The sequence below is a fragment of the Sinorhizobium terangae genome (genome assembly GCF_029714365.1).
In the GTDB taxonomy this organism is placed as follows: Bacteria; Pseudomonadota; Alphaproteobacteria; order Rhizobiales; family Rhizobiaceae; genus Sinorhizobium; species Sinorhizobium terangae.
This window is the reverse complement of the sequence record NZ_CP121659.1, coordinates 3,024,778-3,045,402: the sequence shown is the minus strand read 5'-3', so window position 1 is coordinate 3,045,402 and position 20,625 is coordinate 3,024,778. Positions and strand designations below refer to the sequence as shown.

Sequence of the window (20,625 nt, the reverse complement as noted above, 5' to 3'; positions counted from 1 at the left end):
CTCCAGCCAGGGTTCATCAGATCCTCCGGCGATCCGACCGGCTTATCCCGTCCGGGCGGCTGACCGTCGCAAGCTGACGCATCACGCTAGCTTGCCGACGGACATGGTGTCCATACAAAAAGGCGGCGGCGATATCTCGCCCCCGCCACGACTTACATTAGAAAACGTCGAAAAAACGACAAATCAGCGAGCCAGAAGGCCTTCACGCTGTGCGCGCTTGCGAGCCAGCTTGCGAACGCGGCGGACGGCCTCGGCCTTTTCGCGCGCACGCTTCTGGGACGGCTTTTCGTAGAAGTCACGCATCTTCATTTCGCGGAAAATGCCTTCCCGCTGCATCTTCTTCTTGAGAGCGCGGAGCGCCTGGTCGACATTGTTATCGCGGACAAGTACCTGCACGTGAATCCCGTTCCTTTGTTTCGAGTTGTAAGCCCCACCGCCAGGTAAGGGGAGGCAAAAAATTTGCGTTCGCTGAGCTGACAGCTCGACGATTGAAAAATCGGATAACAGATCGTGCGGGCAAAGTCCAGTGACGACAGCGCGAGCGGGTCGGAAAAAACACAAGTTCGGGTTTCTTCTGCGCTGCCGGCCCTGAATGGCGGCTTTTCGGGGTGTTTAACACGATGTCGCAAGTCCGTCCAAGTTCGCCGAATCGCGTCGCAAAAGAAACGTTGCACGGCTCTCAGATTTGCGATTTCTAACGCCAACAACATGTTTTCTCGGGGTTCATGGAGTAGCAGGCGGATGCGCAAATATTCTGTTTTTGCCGTGGCGCGCGAGGCGCTGCGCGGCCACAAGGGCTGGGGGCCGCAATGGGCCTCGCCGGAGCCGCGCAAGGAATATGACGTCATCATCATCGGCGGGGGCGGGCATGGCCTGGGCGCTGCCTATTACCTCGCCAAGGAGCATGGCATCACCAATGTCGCCGTGCTCGAAAAGGGCTGGATCGGTGGCGGCAACACCGGCCGCAACACGACGATCATCCGGTCCAACTATCTCTATGAAGAGAGCATGGACATCTACGAGCATTCGCTGAAGCTCTGGGAGAACCTGTCGCAGGATCTGAACTACAACGTCATGTATTCGCCGCGTGGCGTCATGATGCTGTCGCACAACATCCACGACCAGCAGTCCTTCAAGCGGCACATCAACGCCAACCGACTCTACGGCATCGATAACGAGTGGCTGACGCCGGAACAGGCCAAGGCCTATTGTCCGCCGCTCGACATTTCCAAGACCGCCCGCTATCCGATCAATGGCGCGGCGCTGCAGCGGCGCGGCGGCACGGCGCGCCATGACGCGGTCGCCTGGGGCTACGCGCGCGGCGCTTCAGACCGCGGCGTTCACATCATCCAGAACTGCGAAGTGACCGGCATTCGCCGCGATGCGACCGGCCGCGTGATCGGCGTCGACACCAATCGCGGCTATATCGGCGCGAAAAAGATCGGCATTTCTGCGGCCGGCCACTCGTCGGTACTAATGCAGATGGCCGACGTGCGCGTGCCGCTGCAGAGCCAGCCGCTACAGGCGCTCGTTTCGGAGCCGCTGAAGCCGATCTTCCCCTGCGTCGTCATGTCGAACTCGGTGCATGCCTATATATCGCAGTCGGACAAGGGCGAGTTCGTCATCGGCGCCGGCACCGACCAGTACAATTCCTATTCGCAGACCGGCGGCTTGCAGATCATCACCCATACGCTCGACGCGATCTGCGAACTCTTCCCGATGTTCCGCCGCGTCAAGATGATGCGGCAATGGGGCGGTATCGTCGACGTGACGCAGGACCGCTCGCCGATCCAGGGCGTCACGCCGGTGCCGGGGCTGTACCTCAACGCCGGTTGGGGAACGGGCGGCTTCAAGGCGACGCCGGGCTCGGCCAACCTCTTTGCCCATCTCATCGCACGTGGCGAACCGCACAGGCTCGCTGCCGGCCTGACGCTCGAGCGGTTCCGCACCGGGCGGCTCATCGACGAGGCGGCCGCTGCCGCCGTTGCGCACTAGAAGGAAGGTAGAGCGACCTTTGCGCGTCCCACGGAATGCGCGGCGCTCTAATGCGAGGACATCCAGATGCTTCTGATTTACTGCCCCTATTGCGAAGAAGAGCGCTCCGAGCTCGAATTCCGCAATGCCGGCGATGCCCACATCGCCCGCCCGACCAATATCGCCGAGATCAGCGACGAAGAGTTCGAGGCCTATTTCTTCCTGCGCGACAATCCGAAGGGTGTGATCTTCGAGAGATGGCGGCACATCCATGGCTGCGGCCGTTTTTTCAATGCGGCGCGTGACACGGTCACCGACCGGTTCCTCACCACCTACAAGGCCGGCGAGCCGAAGCCCGATCTCAACGCAGAGCCGAAGACGAGCGCACAGGTCGAAACCTACGAGGCCCTTGAAGGAGCAGCACAATGAGCGGGGTCAATCGCATTTCGGGTGCGGGACGCCTGACGCCCGCCCGCACCGCGAGGTTCACCTTCGACGGTCGGACGCTGACGGCGCTCGAGGGCGATACGGTCGCCTCGGCGCTGCTTGCCCACGGCATCCACCTTGTCGGCCGGTCGTTCAAGTACCACCGTCCGCGCGGCATTCTTTCCGCCGGCGCCGAGGAGCCGAATGCGCTGCTCGACATATCGCGCGACGCGGCACGCAGACAGCCGAACGTGCGCGCCACGGTGCAGGAAGTTTTCGACGGAATGAAGGTCTCGTCGCAAAACCGCTGGCCGTCGCTCGCCTTCGATGTCGGCGGGTTCAACGATCTGCTCTCGCCCTTCTTCGCCGCCGGTTTCTACTACAAGACCTTCATGTGGCCGAAGGCGGCGTGGCACAAGCTTTACGAGCCTTTCATCCGCCGCGCGGCCGGCCTCGGCGTTGCGCCGACGGAGTCCGATCCGGACCACTATGCGAGCCGGTATGTCCATTGCGACGTGCTGGTGATTGGTGCGGGCGTTGCCGGTCTTTCAGCGGCGCTTGCGGCCGCGCAGGCCGGCGCCAAGGTCATCCTCTGCGACGAGCAGTCGGAAATGGGCGGCGCGCTCCATTATGACAGCGGCACGGTCATCGACGGCAAGCCGGGCTACGAGTGGGCGCAGGCGACCGGCAGGGCGCTCGCGGAGAGAGACAACGTCACCGTGCTGACCCGCACGACCGCGTTCGGCTACTACAACCACAATTTCGTCGGGCTCGTCGAACGGGTCACGGATCATCTCTCTGCACCGGACAAGGCATTGCCGCGCGAGCGGCTCTGGCAGGTGCGGGCGAAGAAGGTCATTCTCGCCAACGGCGCGATCGAGCGTCATATGGTCTTTGCCAACAACGACCGGCCGGGCATCATGCTGGCGTCGGCGGGGCGCACCTATCTCAACCACTTCGGCGTCGCCGTCGGTACCAAGGTCGGCATCTATACGGCGCACGATTCCGCCTATGAGGCCGCATTTGACCTCAGGAAGGCGGGTATTTCCGTGCCGGCGATCGTCGACAGCCGCGAGAAGCCCGGCGAGGCGGTGTTGGCCGAGGCACGCCGGCTCGGCATCGAGGTGCTGACCGGCCATTCGGTCGTCAACACCACGGGCAAGCTCAGGATCTCGTCGATCAGCGTTGCCCGACGGGGCGGCGGTGCGGCACGCAAGATCGCCGTTGATGCGCTCCTCGTCTCCGCCGGCTGGACACCATCGGTGCACCTCTTCTCGCAATCGCGCGGCAAGGTGAAATTCGACGCCGCAACGGAGCGCTTCCTGCCGGGCACCTACGCGCAGGATTGCCTCTCGATCGGTGCATGCAACGGCACGGACGATCTCCAGGCGACGATCGACGAGGCGCTTGCGGCCGGTGAACTGGCAGCCCGCGCTGCGGGTGCTGAAAACGGATCGCAGCTCGCAATCTCCGGCGAAAATGCCTTCGCCTGGACGGGCGGCATGATCGGCGCAGCGGAAGGGGCGGGGCCGGACACGACGGTCAAGGCCTTCATCGACTTCCAGCACGACGTCTGCGCCAAGGACATTCGCCTCGCCGTGCGCGAGGGCATGCACTCGGTCGAGCATATCAAGCGCTTCACCACCAACGGCATGGCGTCCGACCAAGGCAAGCTCTCCAACATGCACGGGCTCGCGATCGCCGCGGAAGCGCTCGGCAAGGGTATCCCGGAGGTCGGGCTGACAACCTTCCGCCAGCCCTACACGCCGGTGACCTTCGGCGCGATCGTCAACCATTCTCGTGGCAGCCTCTTCGATCCGGCCCGCAAGACACCGATGCATGCCTGGGAAGAGGCGCAGGGCGCCGAATTCGAGGATGTCGGCAACTGGAAGCGCGCCTGGTTCTATCCGAAGGCCGGCGAGTCCATGCACGAAGCGGTTGCGCGCGAATGCAAGACCGTACGCGAGGTGGCCGGCGTCTTCGATGCGTCGACGCTCGGCAAGATCGAGGTGGTTGGCCCCGATGCGGCCAAGTTCCTCAATCTGATGTATACGAACGCCTGGGATAACTTGAAACCCGGCCGCTGCCGCTACGGCATCATGCTGCGCGACGACGGCTTCGTCTATGACGACGGCGTCGTCGGCCGCCTGGCCGAGGACCGCTTCCACGTAACGACGACGACCGGCGGCGCGCCGCGCGTGATGCACCACATGGAAGACTATCTGCAGACGGAGTTCCCGCATCTGAAAGTCTGGCTCACCTCGACCACCGAGCAGTGGGCGGTCATTGCGGTGCAGGGTCCGAAGGCGCGCGAGATCATCGCGCCGCTCGTCGACGGCATAGATCTTTCGAACGAAGCCTTCCCGCACATGAGCGTTGCCGAGGGGCGGATCTGCGGCGTGCCGACGCGGCTCTTCCGTATGTCGTTCACCGGCGAACTCGGTTTCGAAGTCAACGTCCCTGCGGACTACGGCCAGGCCGTATGGGAGGCGATCTGGGCTCGGGCTGAACCAATGGGCGCCTGCGCCTATGGCACTGAGACCATGCACGTGCTGCGCGCCGAGAAGGGTTACATCATCGTCGGTCAGGATACGGACGGGACCCTCACTCCGGACGATGCCGGCCTTTCCTGGGCGGTGTCGAAGAAGAAGCCGGATTTCGTCGGCATTCGCGGGCTGAAGCGCCCGGACCTCGTCAAGGACGGTCGCAAGCAGCTTGTCGGTCTCCTCACCAAGGATCCGAAGGTGGTTCTGGAGGAGGGCGCGCAGATCGTTGCCAATCCGAACGAGCCGAAGCCGATGACCATGCTTGGCCATGTCACCTCGTCCTATTGGTCGTCAAATTGCGGCCGGTCGATCGCGCTGGCGATGGTCGCCGGTGGACGGGAGCGCCTCGGGCAGACCCTTTATATCCCGATGGCCGACCGGACGATCGCCGTCGAGGTGAGCGATATGGTGTTCTTTGACAAGGAAGGAGGTCGCCTCCATGGCTGACCAGGCAACTGCAATCCGCAATGCTCCGCTCGCCGGGCTCCGTGGCGGCTCGCCGGCGGCGATCCTGACGCCCGCGGCGCCCGCCTCGCGGATATCCCTCCGCGCGGCACCGGACGCCGTTGCGGCTCTCTCCGCGGCACTCGGGGTCACGCTGCCGACGCGGCCGAAGACCTCTGCCTCGACCGGAAAGCGCCACGCGCTCTGGCTCGGTCCGGACGAGTGGCTGGTGATCGACGAAGACGGCAAGGATTTGATGGCGGCAGCCGCGTCCAGTGGCGTCATGCATTCGGCGGTCGACATTTCCCATCGCAACACGGCCGTCATCATCAGCGGTCCGGGCGCCGAGGTGGCGGTCAACAGCGGATGCCCGCAGGACCTTTCGCTCGCGATCTTCCCGGTCGGCGCTTGTTCGCGGACGATACTGGGCAAGGCGGAAATCGTGCTCTTCCGCACGGCCGAGGATACGTTCCGCGTCGAGTGCTGGCGGTCGTTTTCGCCCTTTGTCTTCGGCCTTCTGTCGGAGGGGGCGGAAGGCGCAGGGCACTGAAGAGGCGTTTTCCTCGAACTTTGCAAGCGGCGGAGCGATCCGCCGCTTTTCTGTTGTAGGAATGCGTATGGCCCCTCATCCGGCCTGCCGGCCACCTTCTCCCCGTTTTGACGGGGAGAAGGGATATGCCGCGCCGCCTAGGTTCCCTCTCCCCGCCTGCGGGGAGAGGGTAAGGGTGAGGGGCAATCTCGCGTCTCGACTTCCCAGAACCGATCACGTTAACTTTTGACTCGATTCGGTCGAGCATGAGCGTGAGAAGCGGAGGGGTGAGCGTGAAGACACGCGCGGCGGTGCTGAGGAAATCACCGGTCGAGAGGCCCTATGCCAACACACGGCCTCTATCGATCGAGACCGTCGACCTCGATCCGCCCGGACCGGACGAGCTTCTGGTCAGAATGGGTGCAGCCGGACTCTGTCACTCCGATCTTTCGGTCATCAACGGCGATCGGCCACGTCCGGTGCCGATGGCGCTTGGCCACGAGGCGGCGGGCACGGTGGAGGCGGTCGGGAGCGGCGTGCGCGATATCGCGCCCGGTGATCGCGTAGTGATGAGCTTCATGCCGAGCTGCGGTCATTGCCTGCCCTGTGCGGAAGGCAGGCCGGCGCTCTGCATTCCGGGCGCGGAGGCAAACGGTAAGGGAACGTTGCTTTCAGGCGAGCGCCGCCTGCGCTGTGATGCGGTTCCGGTGCATCACCATCTCGGCGTTTCCGCCTTTGCCGATTATGCCGTCGTCTCGCGCCACTCGGCCGTCAGGATCGAGGCGGATCTGCCGATGGTGGAAGCGGCCCTGTTCGGTTGCGCCGTGCTGACCGGCGTCGGTGCAGTCGTCAACGCCTGCCAGGTCAAGCCCGGCCAATCGGTTGCCGTTGTCGGTCTCGGCGGCGTCGGGTTGGCGGCGGTTCTAGGCGCGATCGCCGCTGGCGCCGAACGGGTCGTGGCAGTCGATCTGTCTGAGGACAAACTGAAGCTGGCGCTCCAACTGGGCGCGACGGATGCATTCCTCGCTGGCGATCCGGATGCAGCGGAAAAGATCCGCGAGGCGACCCGCGGCGGCGTCGACCATGCGGTGGAGGCGGCGGGTTCGGTCAGGGCTTTCGAGCTCGCCTACCGGATCACCCGGCGCGGTGGCTTGACGGCCTCGGCAGGACTTGCCCGCCCCTCAAGCCAGATCGCCATCCCTGCGGTCAGCCTCGTCGCCGAGGAGCGCACGATCCGCGGCAGTTACATGGGAAGCTGCGTGCCGAGCCGCGATATCCCGCGATTCATTGCCCTCTACCAGCGCGGCAAGTTGCCTGTCGACCGGCTGCTATGAAGCACGGGGCCGCTTGAAGAGATCAACGAGGCGTTCGATCTTCTCGATCAGGGGCGGGTTATCCGCCACGTGATCACGTTCTGAACTTGTGGCTTCGCGATCACCCTTCTTTCCGCAAGCCGGTCCACTCTATCCATCGACCATGGAAGTCCGCCCGACCGATCAGATGTTTCCCGCCGCCGGGCCACGTCTGGAGCGTTAGCGCAGCGCCGGGTCTTGAACCATCCGCTTCCATCTGCAGCCAAGCAAGCGGCGCGTCTGCTGTTGCCGCCCTTCCTGCAGCAGCGATCAGGGCCTCGCCCTCTTGCTGGGCGGACAGAGACAGATATTGCCAGGCGACCGAATGATAAACGACATGGACCGCACCGGGGAAGGGATGGGCGAGGCGCTGTTTCAGCCAGTCCACAGCGTCTCTACGCTCGACAAGGTTGCCATGAGCAGCCGCGATCGCCAGCGCATTTCGGGTGCGCTCGAGCCGGTCCGGCTGGTCGGCCCAGATGTAGGAGAGCAGGCGCAACCGGTGCTCCTCGCTCGCCGGGTCAAGCGGGTTGATGTCGCATCCTGCGCGTCCGACGATTTCGACCGATCCGTCGGGCGGCGCTGCTCCGGACCACTGGGGCGAGATGACGACGCCGGATTCCATGTCGCCCCACTGCCCGCCGGAAAGGTCGTAGCCGTAGCGATCCCAGTGCAGGTTGAGACCGGCACTGGCACCAACTTCTGAAAGGACAAGTGGTTTGCCAAAGCCGCGTGCGACCGTGAGAAAGCCGGCAAGCAGCGCACCTGAGCGGCGCACTTCGTTCGTCTGCGGTGCGGAAGTGAGCCGCTCCAGGATAAAATCGGCGTGCGTCCGAAAGGCCGCTTCGCACGCGGCCCAGAGCGTTTCGTCGTCTGTGACATTCGGCGGATAACATGAAGTCAGCCTGTCGTCGCGTCTCGACAACACAAGGGCATGAAGCGCACCGCACAGCCGCAGCGGTACGGAGTCTGCCTCGGGCCGCGGATTGCCCTCCCAGCTCAGGACGCGGCTGCCGACCGCACGTTCACCATCAAGGCGCTCGGCCGCCAACCGGCAGAGCCGGGCCATGAAAGGCGAGTCGAGTTCTTCGCAGGCCTTGCCCTGGCTACGAAAGGCCCGACGGACCCGCTCCTCGGCCCCCGTTTTCTCAGGCATCCGCCGGCCGGTCCTTCGGGTCGAACTGGATGATTGTCTGCCATGTCGCCGTCAGGGCGGGCTTGCGCTCGCCCTCGATCTCGACGGTTACGTCATAGGTAATCATCAACATTCCGGCGCCGCGAAAGCGGGCGTCTGCCATGGCGAACCGGCCGCGCACCTTGGCGCCGCTCTTTACCGGCGCGATGAAGCGGACCTTGTCGAAGCCGTAATTGATGCCCATCGTCTGTTCGCGAATCTTCGGCAGGCAATTGTAGTTCATCGCTGAAAGCAGCGACAGCGACAGGAAGCCGTGGGCGATCGTGCCTCCGAAGGGCGTCTCTGCCGCGGCGCGCTCCGGATCGGTGTGGATGAACTGGAAGTCGCCCGTCGCCTCGGCAAAACTATCGATGGTCTTCTGCGTCACGGTAATCCAGTCGGAGACACCGAGCTCCTTGCCGATCAGCCCCTTGATCTCTGAAAGCGAAATGTCGTGCGGCATATGCTTGTCCCGATCGCCTCTAGAATGATTTAGAGCGGGACGCGGGCGGAAAAACCGCTCGCACCATTCCTCATCCCACTCATAGCGCCCAACCGATCTATAGGCTGGTCGGGGGAATACTGGCAAGTGGTAGTAAAAACTCAGAAAACTTCGACAAAGAAGGTGACCGAGCGGGGGGCGACGGACGGGGTTGCCGCCGTCCCGGAAAGCGCATCGCACCACTTGCCGTTGAGGCTTGCGGGAAGCTGAAAGGGATGCGGTGCGTGACCGCGGTTTATGACTACCGCGAGCCGGGTCGCCCGTCGCTGCGCCCGGTCGCCGGTCGCAAGCATCATGACGAGATTGTCAGTCGCCGGGTGTTCCCAATCCTCGACCGTCATTGGATGACCGTCGAGACGCAGCCAGGCGACGTCGCCCTTCCCGGTGAGGAAGTGCGTCTCCGCGAAGACATCGAAACGCCGCCGCATCGCTGAGAGCGCGGCTGTGTGGTCGATGAGCTTCCGGTCGAGCTTTGTCCAATCGAGCCAGGTGAGGCCGTTATCCTGCGCATAGGCATTGTTGTTGCCGCCCTGGCTGCGCCCGCCTTCGTCGCCGGCGGTGAGCATGATCGTTCCGCGCGAAGCGAAAAGCGTGCTGATCAGCGCCATGGCGTCTGCCTGCCTCGCTGTCGCGATTTCCGGATCGTCAATGGGGCCTTCGGCGCCATTGTTCCACGAATAATTCTCGTTGTGGCCGTCACCATTGTCTTCGCCGTTCGCCTCGTTGTGCTTGCGCGCATAAGCGGTGAGATCCGTCAGCGTGAAGCCGTCATGCGCGGCGATGAAGTTGACGCTGCGGGTCGCCGTCTCGCCCCACCGCGAGAACGTATCGGAGGAGCCGGCGAGTGCGGTCGCGAGCGCGCCGATCGCATGCCGGTCGCCGCGCCAGTAGCGGCGAATGTCGTCCCGCGTGCGGTCGTTCCATTCGAGGAAGGGTTCGGGGAAGTTGCCGAGCTGGTAGCCGCCGGGACCGGTATCCCAGGGCTCCGCGATGAGAATGCGGTCGCCAAGGACCGAATCCGCGGCGATCGCCGCAAAGAGAGCGGCGTCGCGGTGAAAGCCGCTCATATCACGCCCGAGGATCGAGGCGAGGTCGAAGCGGAAGCCGTCGACGCCGGCGGCAAGCACAAAATGGCGGAGGCTGGCGAGAATGAGATCCCGGACCACCGGATGGTCGCAGGCTATCGTATTGCCGCAGCCGGTGTCGTTGATGAGTTCTCCGGGCTGGTCGGTCACATGGCGGTAATAGGTAAGATTGTCGAGCCCGCGCATGGAAAGGGTCGTGCCGAGGCGGTCGCTCTCGCCGGAATGGTTGAAGACGAGGTCGAGGATGACGCCGATGCCGGCCTTGTGCAGCGTCTCGACAGTGTTGCGCAGTTCCTTGACGCCGCCGGGCACGAGCCTCGGATCGAGCGCCATTGGGACGATCGGATTGTAGCCCCAGCCGTTGTGAAGGCCGAGCGACGGCAGATGCCGCTCGTCGATCCAGGCGACGATCGGCATCAGTTCGACGGCCGAGACGCCAAGGCGCTTCAGGTGGTCAATGATCACCGGTTGCGCCAGGGCGGCGACAGTGCCCCGCTTTTTCTCGGGAATATCCGAGTGCAGAATGGTGAACGGTTTGACCGCCACCTCGTAGATCAATCCGCCAGGCTCAAACAGCGGCGGCTCCACCTTCACCGCCTCTGTTTCGGTCACGATCGCTCTCGGCACCAGATCGGCGGTCTCCTCACCGAAGATCGTCAGGCGACGATCATGGCGAAAGGGACGGTCGAGCTCGATCGCGTAAGGATCGACCAAGAGTTTCGACGGATCGAACCAGAGCCCATGATCGGGCGAGTAGATGCCGTCGGCCCGCAAGCCATAGCGAGTGCCGACGGGTGCATCGGCAAGCGTCAGGCTGTGAACGTCACCGTCGCGCAGCATCGGCAGGCGGCGCAATTCCTTCGCCCCGCTCTCGTCAAACAGGCAGAGATCGACGCGGGCGGCATGGCGGGACCAGACCGCGAAGCGCGTTCCGTCTGGCGTGCGCGTCACGCCGAGGGGTGGAATTCCGGTCGTCGGCATGAAGGCGTGCCTCTTGTTGGTATTGCTGTTCAAGTTAGTGTCCCTGGCACCCCCCTCTGCCCTGCCGGGCATCTCCCCCACAAGGGGGGAGATCGACTCGTTGCAATCCCATCCTCCAACAGGAACGCTCGCATTGCGGAGCCTCCTATTGGAGGCACTTAGCGGGCCACGTCCAATCTCCCCTTGTGGGGGAGATGGCCGGCAGGCCAGAGGGGGGTAGCGGAGCAGCAGAGCGTCGCCCGGAGCGACCGGGTGGCATACACCTCAGGTAATCACGCTCGGTTGATCGCGACCGGTGCGCGTCTTGATCTCGGCGATCTCGTCGGCCACGGCGATGAGATCGGCAAGTGCCTCCTGCGTGTCGAGGTCGTGGCGTGCCGGGTCCGCTTCGAACCGCTCGATATAGACCCTGAGTGTCGCGCCTGAGGTGCCGGTGCCGGAAAGACGATAGACGACACGCGATCCGCCCTTGAACAGGACGCGGATGCCCTGGTTCTTGCTTACCGATTTGTCGACCGGATCGTTATAGGAGAAGTCGTCGGCGGTCTCGACCGAGAGCGCGCCGAAGCTCTTGCCCGGCAGGGTGGCGAGCTTGTCCCGCAAGGCACTGATCAGGCCGTTCGCTGCGTCGGTGTCGACCTCTTCGTAGTCGTGGCGCGAATAATAGTTGCGGCCATAGGTCGCCCAGTGCTTGCGGGCGATCTCGAGTGCGCTTTCCTTGCGCACGGCAAGGATGTTGAGCCAGAGCAGCACCGCCCAGAGCCCGTCCTTTTCGCGCACATGGTTGGACCCGGTGCCGGCGCTTTCCTCGCCGCAGATGGTCGCCAGACCCTCGTCGAGCAGGTTGCCGAAGAATTTCCAGCCGGTCGGCGTCTCGTAGATGCCGATGCCGAGCTTTTCCGCCACGCGGTCGGCGGCGCCGCTCGTCGGCATCGAGCGTGCGATCCCGGCCAATCCCTTGGCATAGCCGGGCGCCAGATGCGCATTTGCTGCAAGCATTGCCAGACTGTCCGAAGGCGTGACGAAGATGCCCTTGCCGATGATGAGGTTGCGGTCACCGTCGCCATCGGAAGCGGCGCCGAAATCCGGGGCGTCCACCGCCATCATCGTTTCATAAAGGGCGCGGGCGTGTACGAGGTTCGGATCCGGATGATGGCCGCCGAAGTCGGGCAGCGGTATGAAATTCATCACCGAGCCTTTCGGCGCTCCCAGCCGCCTCTCGATGATCTCCTTGGCATAGGGGCCGGTCACTGCGCTCATCGCATCGAAGACCACGCGGAAACCGCCTGCGATCAGCTTGCGGATCGCGGCAAAGTCGAACAGGCTTTCCATGAGCTCGGCATAGTCGCTAACCGGGTCGATGACCGTTACCGTCATGTTTTTGATCTGGTGGGAGCTTTCCAGGTCCAGATTGACGTCGGCGGCGTCCGCGATCTTGTAGCTGTCGATGACCTTGGTGCGGGCGAAGATCGCATCGGTCACCTTTTCCGGCGCCGGGCCGCCGTTGCTGACATTGTATTTGATCCCGAAGTCCTCGGTCGGGCCGCCCGGATTGTGGCTCGCTGACAGCACGATGCCGCCGAAGGCCTTGTATTTGCGGATGATATTGGAGGCGGCCGGGGTCGACAGAATGCCGCCGCGGCCGACAAGCACGCGGCCGAAGCCGTTCGCGGCCGCCATCTTGATGGCCTTCTGGATGACGTCGCGATTGTAGTAGCGGCCGTCGCCGCCGATCACCAGCGTCTGGCCCTCGAAGCCTTCGAGCGAATCGAAAATCGACTGGATGAAGTTCTCGGCATAGTTCTTCTGCTGGAATACCGGAACTTTCTTCCGCAGGCCGGACGTGCCGGGTTTCTGATCGCCATAGGGGTTTGTGGAGACGGTTTTAATCATCTTATCAGCCTTTCGCGAGGAGAGCGGAATAGAGCGAGGCGTAGCGTTCCGCGCTCTTGGCCCAGGAAACGTCGGACTTCATGCCCTGATTTTGCATGCGTGCCCACACTTTCGGTTCGCTGTATGCACGGAAGGCACGCCTGATCGCAAGGCGCAATCCGTCGGCGGTGACCGGCCTGAATTGAAATCCCGTGGCGACCTTGGCTGAAAGCGCAGCCTCATTGGCGTCGATGACCGTGTCGGTGAGGCCGCCGGTGCGCGCGACGATCGGCACGCATCCGTATCGCAGCCCGTAGAGCTGGGTAAGTCCGCATGGCTCGAAGCGCGACGGGATGATGATTGCATCGGCGCCTGCCTGCATGAGATGTGACAGTGGTTCGTCATAGCCGGTCACCATGCCGATATGGCCGCGATGGCGCGAGGCGGCGGCGAGCAACGCCCCCTCGAGCGCCGCGTCACCCGAGCCGAGTATCACCAGCTTGCCGCCGAGCGCCACGATATCGTCCGTCACTTCGGCAAGCAGGTCCATCCCCTTTTGCCAGGTAAGGCGGCTGATGACGCAGAAGATCGGGCCAGGACTGTTTTCCAGTCCGAAACGCTCTTCCAGCGCCCTGCGGTTGGCGACGCGTCGCTTGATCGTAGCCGGACCGTAGTGCTCCATGATGTGCGGGTCGGTTTCAGGATCCCATGCGTCGGCGTCGATGCCGTTGACGATGCCCGTCAGGCTTGCGACTCTGCTTGAGAGGAGCCCTTCCATGCCCATGCCGAATTCAGGCGTCAGGATTTCCTGCGCGTAGGAAGGACTTACCGTGGTTATCGCCGTCGCCGTCTGCAGGCCGCCTTTCAGGAAGCCGACATCGCCGTAGTATTCGACGAACTGCATCGAGAAAGCCTCCGGCGGCAGTGCGAGTTCGGCAAACACCGACGCGCCGAACTGCCCCTGGAAAGCGATATTGTGGATCGTCATCACCGTCGGCATGTTCCGCGCCGAGCCGAAGTGCATGTAGACGGGGGTCAGCGCCGTTTGCCAGTCATGAACGTGGACGAGGTCCGGCTTCCAGCCGGGGATGATATTGTCGCCGGCGATTTCGGCCGCCGCAAGCGAGAGTGCCGCGAAACGGCGGAAATTGTCGGGGTAGTCGCGCCCGGTCGGATCGAGATAGGGTCCGCCGTCGCGGGCGTAAAGGGCGGGCTGGTCGAGGACCAGCAGATCCAGTCCGTTGATCTCGGCCGCAAGTACCGTCGCAGGATGGCCGAAGAGATCGTCGAAGCTGCCGACCTTGTGCTTCTTTTTCAGCTTGTGCAGGACGGCGGGATAGCCGGGCACCAGCGTGCGCGTCCGGATGCCGTGCGGAACGAGAGCCGCGGGGAGCGCACCGACGACGTCGGCGAGCCCCCCGGTCTTGACCAATGGATAGACCTCGGACGCAACAGACAGGATGTTCATACGCGGCTACATTCCCAGCTTGTCGATCATCGATTGGGTGATCAGGCAGACGCCACTTTCCGTGCGGCGGAAGCGCTTGGCGTCAAGTTCCGGATCGTCGCCGACGACCAGGCCTTCAGGAATGACGACGCGGCTGTCGATGACCACATTGCGCAGCGTCGAGTGCCGCCCGATTGTCACGTCGGGGAGAACTACGGCATTTTCGAGTCTGGAGTATGAATTGACCCGGACGCCGGTGAACAGAAGGCTTTTGTTGAGCGCGGCGCCCGAGATAATGCAATCGCCCGAAACGAGCGAGGAGGTCGCCGAGCCGCGGCGGTTCTCGTCGTCATGCACGAATTTCGCCGGCGGCTTGATTTCGGCAAAGGTCCAGATCGGCCAGGTGTTGTCATAGATGTCGAGTTCAGGTGTCACGTGCGTAAGGTCGATATTGGCCTGCCAATAGGCGTCGATCGTGCCAACATCGCGCCAATAGGCCTCCCGCTCGAAATCCGAGCGGACGCAGGACCGGGTGAAGCGGTGGGCGACCGCCTTTCCGTGTTCGACGATATAGGGGATGATGTCCTTGCCGAAGTCACGGCTCGACTTTGGATCGGCGGCATCCCGGCGCAGCATGTCCATGAGGAACCTGGTGTGAAACACGTAGATGCCCATCGAGGCGAGCGCCAGGTCCGGGCTGTCCGGAATGCCGGGCGGATCGGCCGGCTTCTCGACAAAGGCGATGATGCGGTCCGTCTTGTCGACATGCATGACGCCGAAGGCGGTCGCCTCCATCCGCGGCACCTCGAGGCAGCCGATTGTCACGTCGGCGCCGGAATCGACGTGCTGCTGCAGCATCAGTTCGTAGTCCATCTTGTAGACGTGATCGCCGGCGAGGATGACCATGTACTCGACGCCGTGATCCTCGATGATGTCGATGTTCTGATAGACGGCGTCGGCGGTACCCTCATACCATTGCGTTTCGGACACGCGCTGGCTTGCCGGCAGAATATCGAAGCTCTCGTTGCGCTCGGGCCGGAAGAAGTTCCAGCCGCGCTGCAGATGCCGGATCAGCGAATGTGCCTTGTATTGGGTGGCGACGCCGATGCGGCGGATGCCGGAATTGAGCGCGTTGGAGAGCGCGAAGTCGATGATGCGCGCCTTGCCGCCGAAATAGACGGCGGGCTTTGCGCGGCGGTCGGTCAATTCCTTCAGTCGACTGCCGCGGCCGCCGGCGAGAACATAGGCCATGGCATCGCGGGCCAGGGGTTGTGTACGCTTTTCCACCATTTGTCCTCCCCATTACCAGTTCGAGGACTGCTCGGCGGCTCCTGCGACGCCTCGCGGTCCAGATGACGTCCTCCTGCCCCGCCCCTCGTACGGGACGGCTAGTCCTGCTCCAGCATCAGCGTCGCCAGAGGCGGCAGCGTGATGGTGGCGATCGTCTCTCCGTTCGATTTCGTCTCGGCATAAACGGCGCCGCCGTTGCCCTTGCCACTCCCTCCATAGATTTCCGCATCGGTGTTGAGGATCTCCCGCCAGCGCCCCGCGATGGGAAGCGGCACGTCATAGTGGTCGCGATAGACCGGGGTGAAATTAGTGACGACCGCGACGAGTTTTTGTCCCGGAGCCTTTCTGAGCCAAGCGAAGACGGAATTGTCCCGGTCGTCCGCGATCAGCCACTCGAAACCCTCGCCCTCGCAGTCTCGCGCATGCAGCGCCGCCTTCGAGCGGTAAGTGCCGTTCAGGTCGCGTATCAGGCGGCGCATTCCCTCGTGCATATTGTATTCGAGCAGGTTCCAGTCGAGCGCGCGATCCTCCGACCATTCCCGCCACTGGGCGAATTCCTGGCCCATGAAGAGCAGTTTCTTGCCGGGATAGCCCCACATGAAGGCGTAATAGGCCCTGAGATTGGCGAACTTCTGCCAGTCGTCGCCCGCCATCTTGGCGATCAGCGATCCCTTGCCGTGCACCACCTCATCGTGTGACAGCGGCAGCACGAAATTCTCGCTGAAGGCGTAAAGCAGCCCGAAGGTCATGTCGTTGTGGTGGAACTTCCGGTGCACGGATTCGCGCGAGAGATATTGCAGCGTGTCGTGCATGAAGCCCATGTTCCACTTGAAGCCGAAGCCCAGACCGCCCGCATGCACCGGATGCGAAACCTTCGGCCAAGAGGTCGACTCTTCGGCGATCGTCAGCACCCCTTGATGGATGCCGTAGAGGCGGGTGTTCATCGTCTGCAGAAAGCGGACGGCTTCCAGGTTTTCGTTGCCGCCATATTCGTTCGGCACCCACTCGCCGTACTTGCGCGAGTAGTCGAGATAGAGCATCGACGCGACCGCATCGACCCTCAGACCGTCGACGTGGAACTTCTCGGCCCAATAGAGGGCATTGTTGACGAGATAGGCGAGAACCTCCTGGCGGCCGAAATTGTAGATCGCCGTGTTCCAGTCGGGATGAAATCCCTGGCGCGGGTCCGCATGCTCGTAGAGCGCAGTGCCGTCGAACCAGCGCAGGCCGTGCTCATCTGTCGGGAAATGCGCCGGCACCCAGTCGAGGATGACGCCGATGCCGACCTTATGGCAGCCGTTGACGAAGCGGGCGAAACCCTCCGGTTCGCCGAAACGGGCCGTCGGGGCGTAGAGGCCGGTGGTCTGATAGCCCCAGGATGGGTCGAACGGAAATTCGGAGATCGGCAGGAACTCGATGTGAGTGAAGCCCATGTCGACGCAGTAGGGAATGAGCCGGTCCGCCAGCTCGTCCCAGGAGAGCATCTCGCCATTGTCGCGCCGCTGCCAGGAACCGGCATGCACCTCGTAGATGGAGATCGGCTGCCGGCGCGGATCGACCTCGGCCCAATGCCGGCGATGCGCTTCGTCCTCCCAGATCTGCGCAATCTCGCCCGTCGTCATCGAAGCCGTATCGGGGCGCAGTTCCGAGCGGCGGGCGAACGGATCCGCTTTCAGCGGCAGGAGCGTCCCTTCGCTGTCGAGGATTTCATATTTGTACGGCGCGCCAGCCGGGATACCGGGAATGAATATCTCCCAAATGCCGGTATCGGCGCGCAGGCGCATGACGTGCCGCCGTCCATCCCAGTCGTTGAAACTGCCGACCACCGACACCCGTCGCGCGTTCGGGGCCCAGACGGCAAAGTGGAAGCCTTCCGCGCCGTCGTGCAAGATCGGATGGGCGCCCATCTTGTCGAAGAGCCTGAGATGCGAGCCCTCGCGAATATAGTAGTCGTCCATCGGCCCGAGAACGGGGCCGAAGCTATAGGGATCGACGATGACCCATTCACCGCCGCTGTTGACGGCGCGATAACGAACGGGCTGCTCCTTGCGCAGCGACACGACGCCCTCGAAGAAGCCGGCGTCGTCGCGCCGGTTGAGCGTGCCGATTTCCTTGCCGGAGAGGGTTTCTGCCGTCACGGCCTCGGCGCCGGGGATGAAGCAGCGGGCAACATAGTCCTTGCCGGCGGCATGAACGCCGAGAACAGCGAAGGGATTGTCGTGGGTGCCGGAAAGTATTGCCGCGATATCCGCCGCTGGCAGCACACCGGACGGATCGGGCGCTGGGTCCTTGCCGGGCGAATCCGTCATCCAGCGCTCCAGATTTCCCCGGCATATTGCCGGATCGTGCGGTCGGACGAGAACCAGCCCATGCGCGCGGTATTGCGGATCGCCTGGGCGTACCAGGAGGAGGGCCTGGTCCAGAGCTGATCGATCTCACGTTGTGCCTTTGCATAGGCCTCGAAATCAGCCGCGACCATGAACCAGTCATGGTTGTAGAGACCGTCGACAAGCCCGGAGAAGCGATTGCGGTCGTCCGGCGAGAACACGCCCGAGGCGATCGCGGAAAGCGCCTGCGACAGCTCGCGCGAGCCCTCGATAATGGCGCGCGGATTGTGCCCTTCCGCCCGCGCCTGCGCCACCTCCTCGGCGGTCATGCCGAAGATCTTGATGTTTTCCTCGCCCACCCAGTCGCGCATTTCGACATTGGCGCCGTCGAGCGTGCCGATGGTGAGCGCGCCGTTCAGCGCAAACTTCATGTTGCCGGTGCCGGAGGCCTCCATGCCGGCGGTCGAGATCTGTTCGGAAAGATCGGCGGCCGGCACCATCACTTCGGCCAGCGACACATTGTAGTTCGGAACGAAGACGATCTTCAGGAGGCCGCGAACGGCCGGGTCGTTGTTGATGACGCGGGCGACGTCGTTGGCAAGTTTGATGATCAGCTTGGCGTTGTGATAGCTCGGGGCCGCTTTGCCGGCAAAGAGCTTGACCCGCGGCACCCAGTCGAGTTCGGGATGCGAGCGCATCTGGTCATAGAGAGCGACAGCCTCGACGATGTTCAAGAGTTGCCGCTTGTATTCATGGATGCGCTTGATCTGGATGTCGAACATTGCGGAGGGATCGAGCCGGATGCCGAGATTCGCCTGGATGATCTTCGCAAGCTTCACCTTGTTGGCGTGCTTGACCGCGGCGAATCTCTCCTGGAAGTCCGCCTTGTCGGCAAAGGCGTCAAGCGCCTGCAGTGCCTCCGTATTGTCCATGAATTCGTCGCCGATCGCCTCACGAATGAGGCCGAACAGGCCGGGATTGCACTGCATCAGCCAGCGCCGCGGCGTAATGCCATTGGTCTTGTTGTTGATGCGGTCGGGATAGATCCGGTGCAGATCGGCAAAGACCGTCTCTTTCATCAGTTCGGTGTGCAGCGCCGAGACGCCGTTGATCGAATGCGAACCGACAAAGGCGAGATTGCCCATGCGCACACGCCGCTCGCCCGTCTCCTCGATCAGCGAAATGTTGCGGATCTCCTCGTCGGTCGCGTGCTTCTGCTTGCGTGCCTCGATCAGGATCTTGGCATTGATGGCGTAGACGATCTGCATGTGGCGCGGCAGGAGCCGCTCGAAGAGGGGCACCGGCCAGCTTTCCAGCGCTTCCGGCAGCAGCGTATGATTGGTGTAGGCGAAGGTGCGGCGGGTGATATCCCAGGCCTGGTCGAAATCGAGTCCGTGGACATCGGTCAGGAGACGCACGAGCTCCGCCACGGAAACGGCCGGATGGGTATCATTGAGCTGGATGGCGACCGCGTCCGGCAAGGACGTGAAGTCCGGATATTGCTGCAGGTGGCGGCGCAGGATGTCCTGCAGCGAGGCGGATGAGAAAAAATACTCCTGTCTGAGGCGCAGTTCCTGTCCCGCCGGCGTCGCGTCGGCCGGATAGAGCACGCGCGTCAGGCTTTCCGCCTTGTTGCTTTCACGCAGCGCGCCGATGTGGTCGCCGGCGTTGAAGGCTTCGAGCAGGATAGGATCGATCGGCTGCGCCGCCCAGAGGCGCAGCGTGTTGACGCGCTTTGCGCGCCAGCCGACCGCCGGCGTGTCGAAGGCAGTGGCGATGACGCGTTCGGCCGGCTTCCAGACGTAGCGCTGAACCTCCTCGTCGATATTGACGGTTTCCACGCCGCCGCCGAAACCGATTTCATAGGAACTTTCGCGCCGTTCGAATTCCCAAGGGTTGCCGTGGGCCAGCCACGTCTCGGGCAGTTCGACCTGCCAGCCGTCGGCCATCTGCTGGCGGAACAGACCGTGCATGTAGCGGATGCCGTAGCCGTAAGCGGGTACGTCGACGGTCGCCATGGATTCCATGAAACAGGCGGCAAGACGGCCGAGGCCGCCATTGCCCAGCGCTGCATCCGGTTCAAGCTGCGCAATCACGTCGATATCGACGCCGAGCGACGCCAGCGCATCGCGCATCTCGTCCATCAGGCCGATATTCGTCATCGCGTCGCGCATAAGGCGGCCGATGAGGAATTCGAGCGACAGGTAATAGACGCGCTTGGCGCCGGTGGCATAGGTCTTGCGGGTCGAATCCATCCACTTGTCGGTGATCCGGTCGCGCGCAACGAGAATGGCGGCCGTCAACCAGTCATGCGGCTTGGCCACTTTCGGGTCCTTGCCGATGCGGTATTTGAGGCGTTCGAGGATTTCCACCGCGAGTTGGCCGGGCTCGGACGACCTGGGTGCGGGGTGCGGCAGTTCGGATGTGGAGAGCCGATTGATCATAAGAACTGTCATTACCTTTTTCTGTTTGCCCTTTTCGCGTGTGGGAGACCGCGGGCCGGCGCCGACCGGGAGTTAGTGCATGTCGCCCAAAAGTGTGCAGCGGTTTTTGGACAACGACATGCATAAAAACAATGACCTAAAGCGCGTCGCATGAGTCCGATTGAACGCAACGCGCTTTAGGGCAATTTATGCATCGATCCGAAGCGCTTGCAACATGTACTTGCGCATAAAG

13 protein-coding genes and 1 pseudogene are annotated in these 20,625 nt (G+C 63.1%); 5 read left to right on the top strand and 9 right to left on the bottom strand.

The genetic code is table 11. The annotated features are described in order from the left end of the window. Positions 1-183: 183 nt before the first annotated feature. Positions 184-396: a 30S ribosomal protein S21 gene (gene rpsU / locus QA637_RS14465; RefSeq protein ID WP_012709405.1), complete on the bottom strand. Its 213-nt coding sequence runs from the start codon at positions 394-396 to the stop codon at positions 184-186. Between the two features lie 345 nt (positions 397-741). On the opposite strand from rpsU, the gene QA637_RS14460 reads away from it, so the two are divergent. The 5 genes and pseudogenes from QA637_RS14460 to QA637_RS14440 all read left to right on the top strand — a co-directional run bounded on the left by QA637_RS14460 (position 742) and on the right by QA637_RS14440 (position 7,337). Then, on the top strand, positions 742-1,995 hold the full coding sequence (locus QA637_RS14460) for a sarcosine oxidase subunit beta family protein (RefSeq protein ID WP_153439451.1): 1,254 nt from the start codon (positions 742-744) through the stop codon (positions 1,993-1,995). A gap of 66 nt (positions 1,996-2,061) precedes the next feature. Beyond that, on the top strand, positions 2,062-2,403 hold the full coding sequence (locus QA637_RS14455) for a sarcosine oxidase subunit delta (protein WP_153439449.1): 342 nt from the start codon (positions 2,062-2,064) through the stop codon (positions 2,401-2,403). Then, positions 2,400-5,393, top strand: coding sequence for a sarcosine oxidase subunit alpha (locus QA637_RS14450; RefSeq protein WP_153439447.1), 2,994 nt, complete (start codon positions 2,400-2,402; stop codon positions 5,391-5,393). The genes QA637_RS14455 and QA637_RS14450 overlap by 4 nt, the downstream gene beginning before the upstream one ends. Beyond that, entirely contained in the window at positions 5,386-5,940 is a 555-nt protein-coding gene (gene soxG / locus QA637_RS14445) for a sarcosine oxidase subunit gamma family protein (protein WP_153439445.1), read from the top strand. Before QA637_RS14450 ends, soxG begins: the two co-directional genes overlap by 8 nt. A gap of 272 nt (positions 5,941-6,212) precedes the next feature. Beyond that, positions 6,213-7,337: pseudogene (locus QA637_RS14440) on the top strand (zinc-dependent alcohol dehydrogenase family protein). A 16-nt stretch (positions 7,338-7,353) separates the two neighbouring features. On the opposite strand, the gene QA637_RS14435 reads toward QA637_RS14440, so the two are convergent. The 8 genes from QA637_RS14435 to QA637_RS14400 form a co-directional block, all read right to left on the bottom strand. After that, entirely contained in the window at positions 7,354-8,427 is a 1,074-nt protein-coding gene (locus tag QA637_RS14435) for a DUF2332 domain-containing protein (protein WP_153439441.1), read from the bottom strand. Next, positions 8,420-8,908, bottom strand: coding sequence for a MaoC family dehydratase (locus tag QA637_RS14430; protein ID WP_153439439.1), 489 nt, complete (start codon positions 8,906-8,908; stop codon positions 8,420-8,422). The genes QA637_RS14435 and QA637_RS14430 overlap by 8 nt, the downstream gene beginning before the upstream one ends. Positions 8,909-9,048: 140 nt before the next feature. Beyond that, entirely contained in the window at positions 9,049-11,013 is a 1,965-nt protein-coding gene (gene glgX, locus QA637_RS14425) for a glycogen debranching protein GlgX (RefSeq protein ID WP_283064974.1), read from the bottom strand. Positions 11,014-11,277: 264 nt separating this feature from the next. After that, on the bottom strand, positions 11,278-12,906 hold the full coding sequence (locus tag QA637_RS14420) for an alpha-D-glucose phosphate-specific phosphoglucomutase (protein ID WP_283061937.1): 1,629 nt from the start codon (positions 12,904-12,906) through the stop codon (positions 11,278-11,280). Positions 12,907-12,910: 4 nt separating this feature from the next. Next, entirely contained in the window at positions 12,911-14,353 is a 1,443-nt protein-coding gene (gene glgA, locus QA637_RS14415) for a glycogen synthase GlgA (protein WP_153439436.1), read from the bottom strand. Positions 14,354-14,359: 6 nt separating this feature from the next. Further along, positions 14,360-15,622, bottom strand: a complete 1,263-nt coding sequence (glgC, locus tag QA637_RS14410) for a glucose-1-phosphate adenylyltransferase (protein WP_153439434.1) — start codon at positions 15,620-15,622, stop codon at positions 14,360-14,362. A 98-nt stretch (positions 15,623-15,720) separates the two neighbouring features. Then, positions 15,721-17,931, bottom strand: coding sequence for a 1,4-alpha-glucan branching protein GlgB (gene glgB, locus QA637_RS14405; protein WP_153439432.1), 2,211 nt, complete (start codon positions 17,929-17,931; stop codon positions 15,721-15,723). After that, positions 17,928-20,405 (bottom strand): glycogen/starch/alpha-glucan phosphorylase, encoded by a 2,478-nt coding sequence (locus QA637_RS14400; protein ID WP_327791016.1) that lies wholly within the window; start codon positions 20,403-20,405, stop codon positions 17,928-17,930. The genes glgB and QA637_RS14400 overlap by 4 nt, the downstream gene beginning before the upstream one ends. Positions 20,406-20,625: the final 220 nt, after the last annotated feature.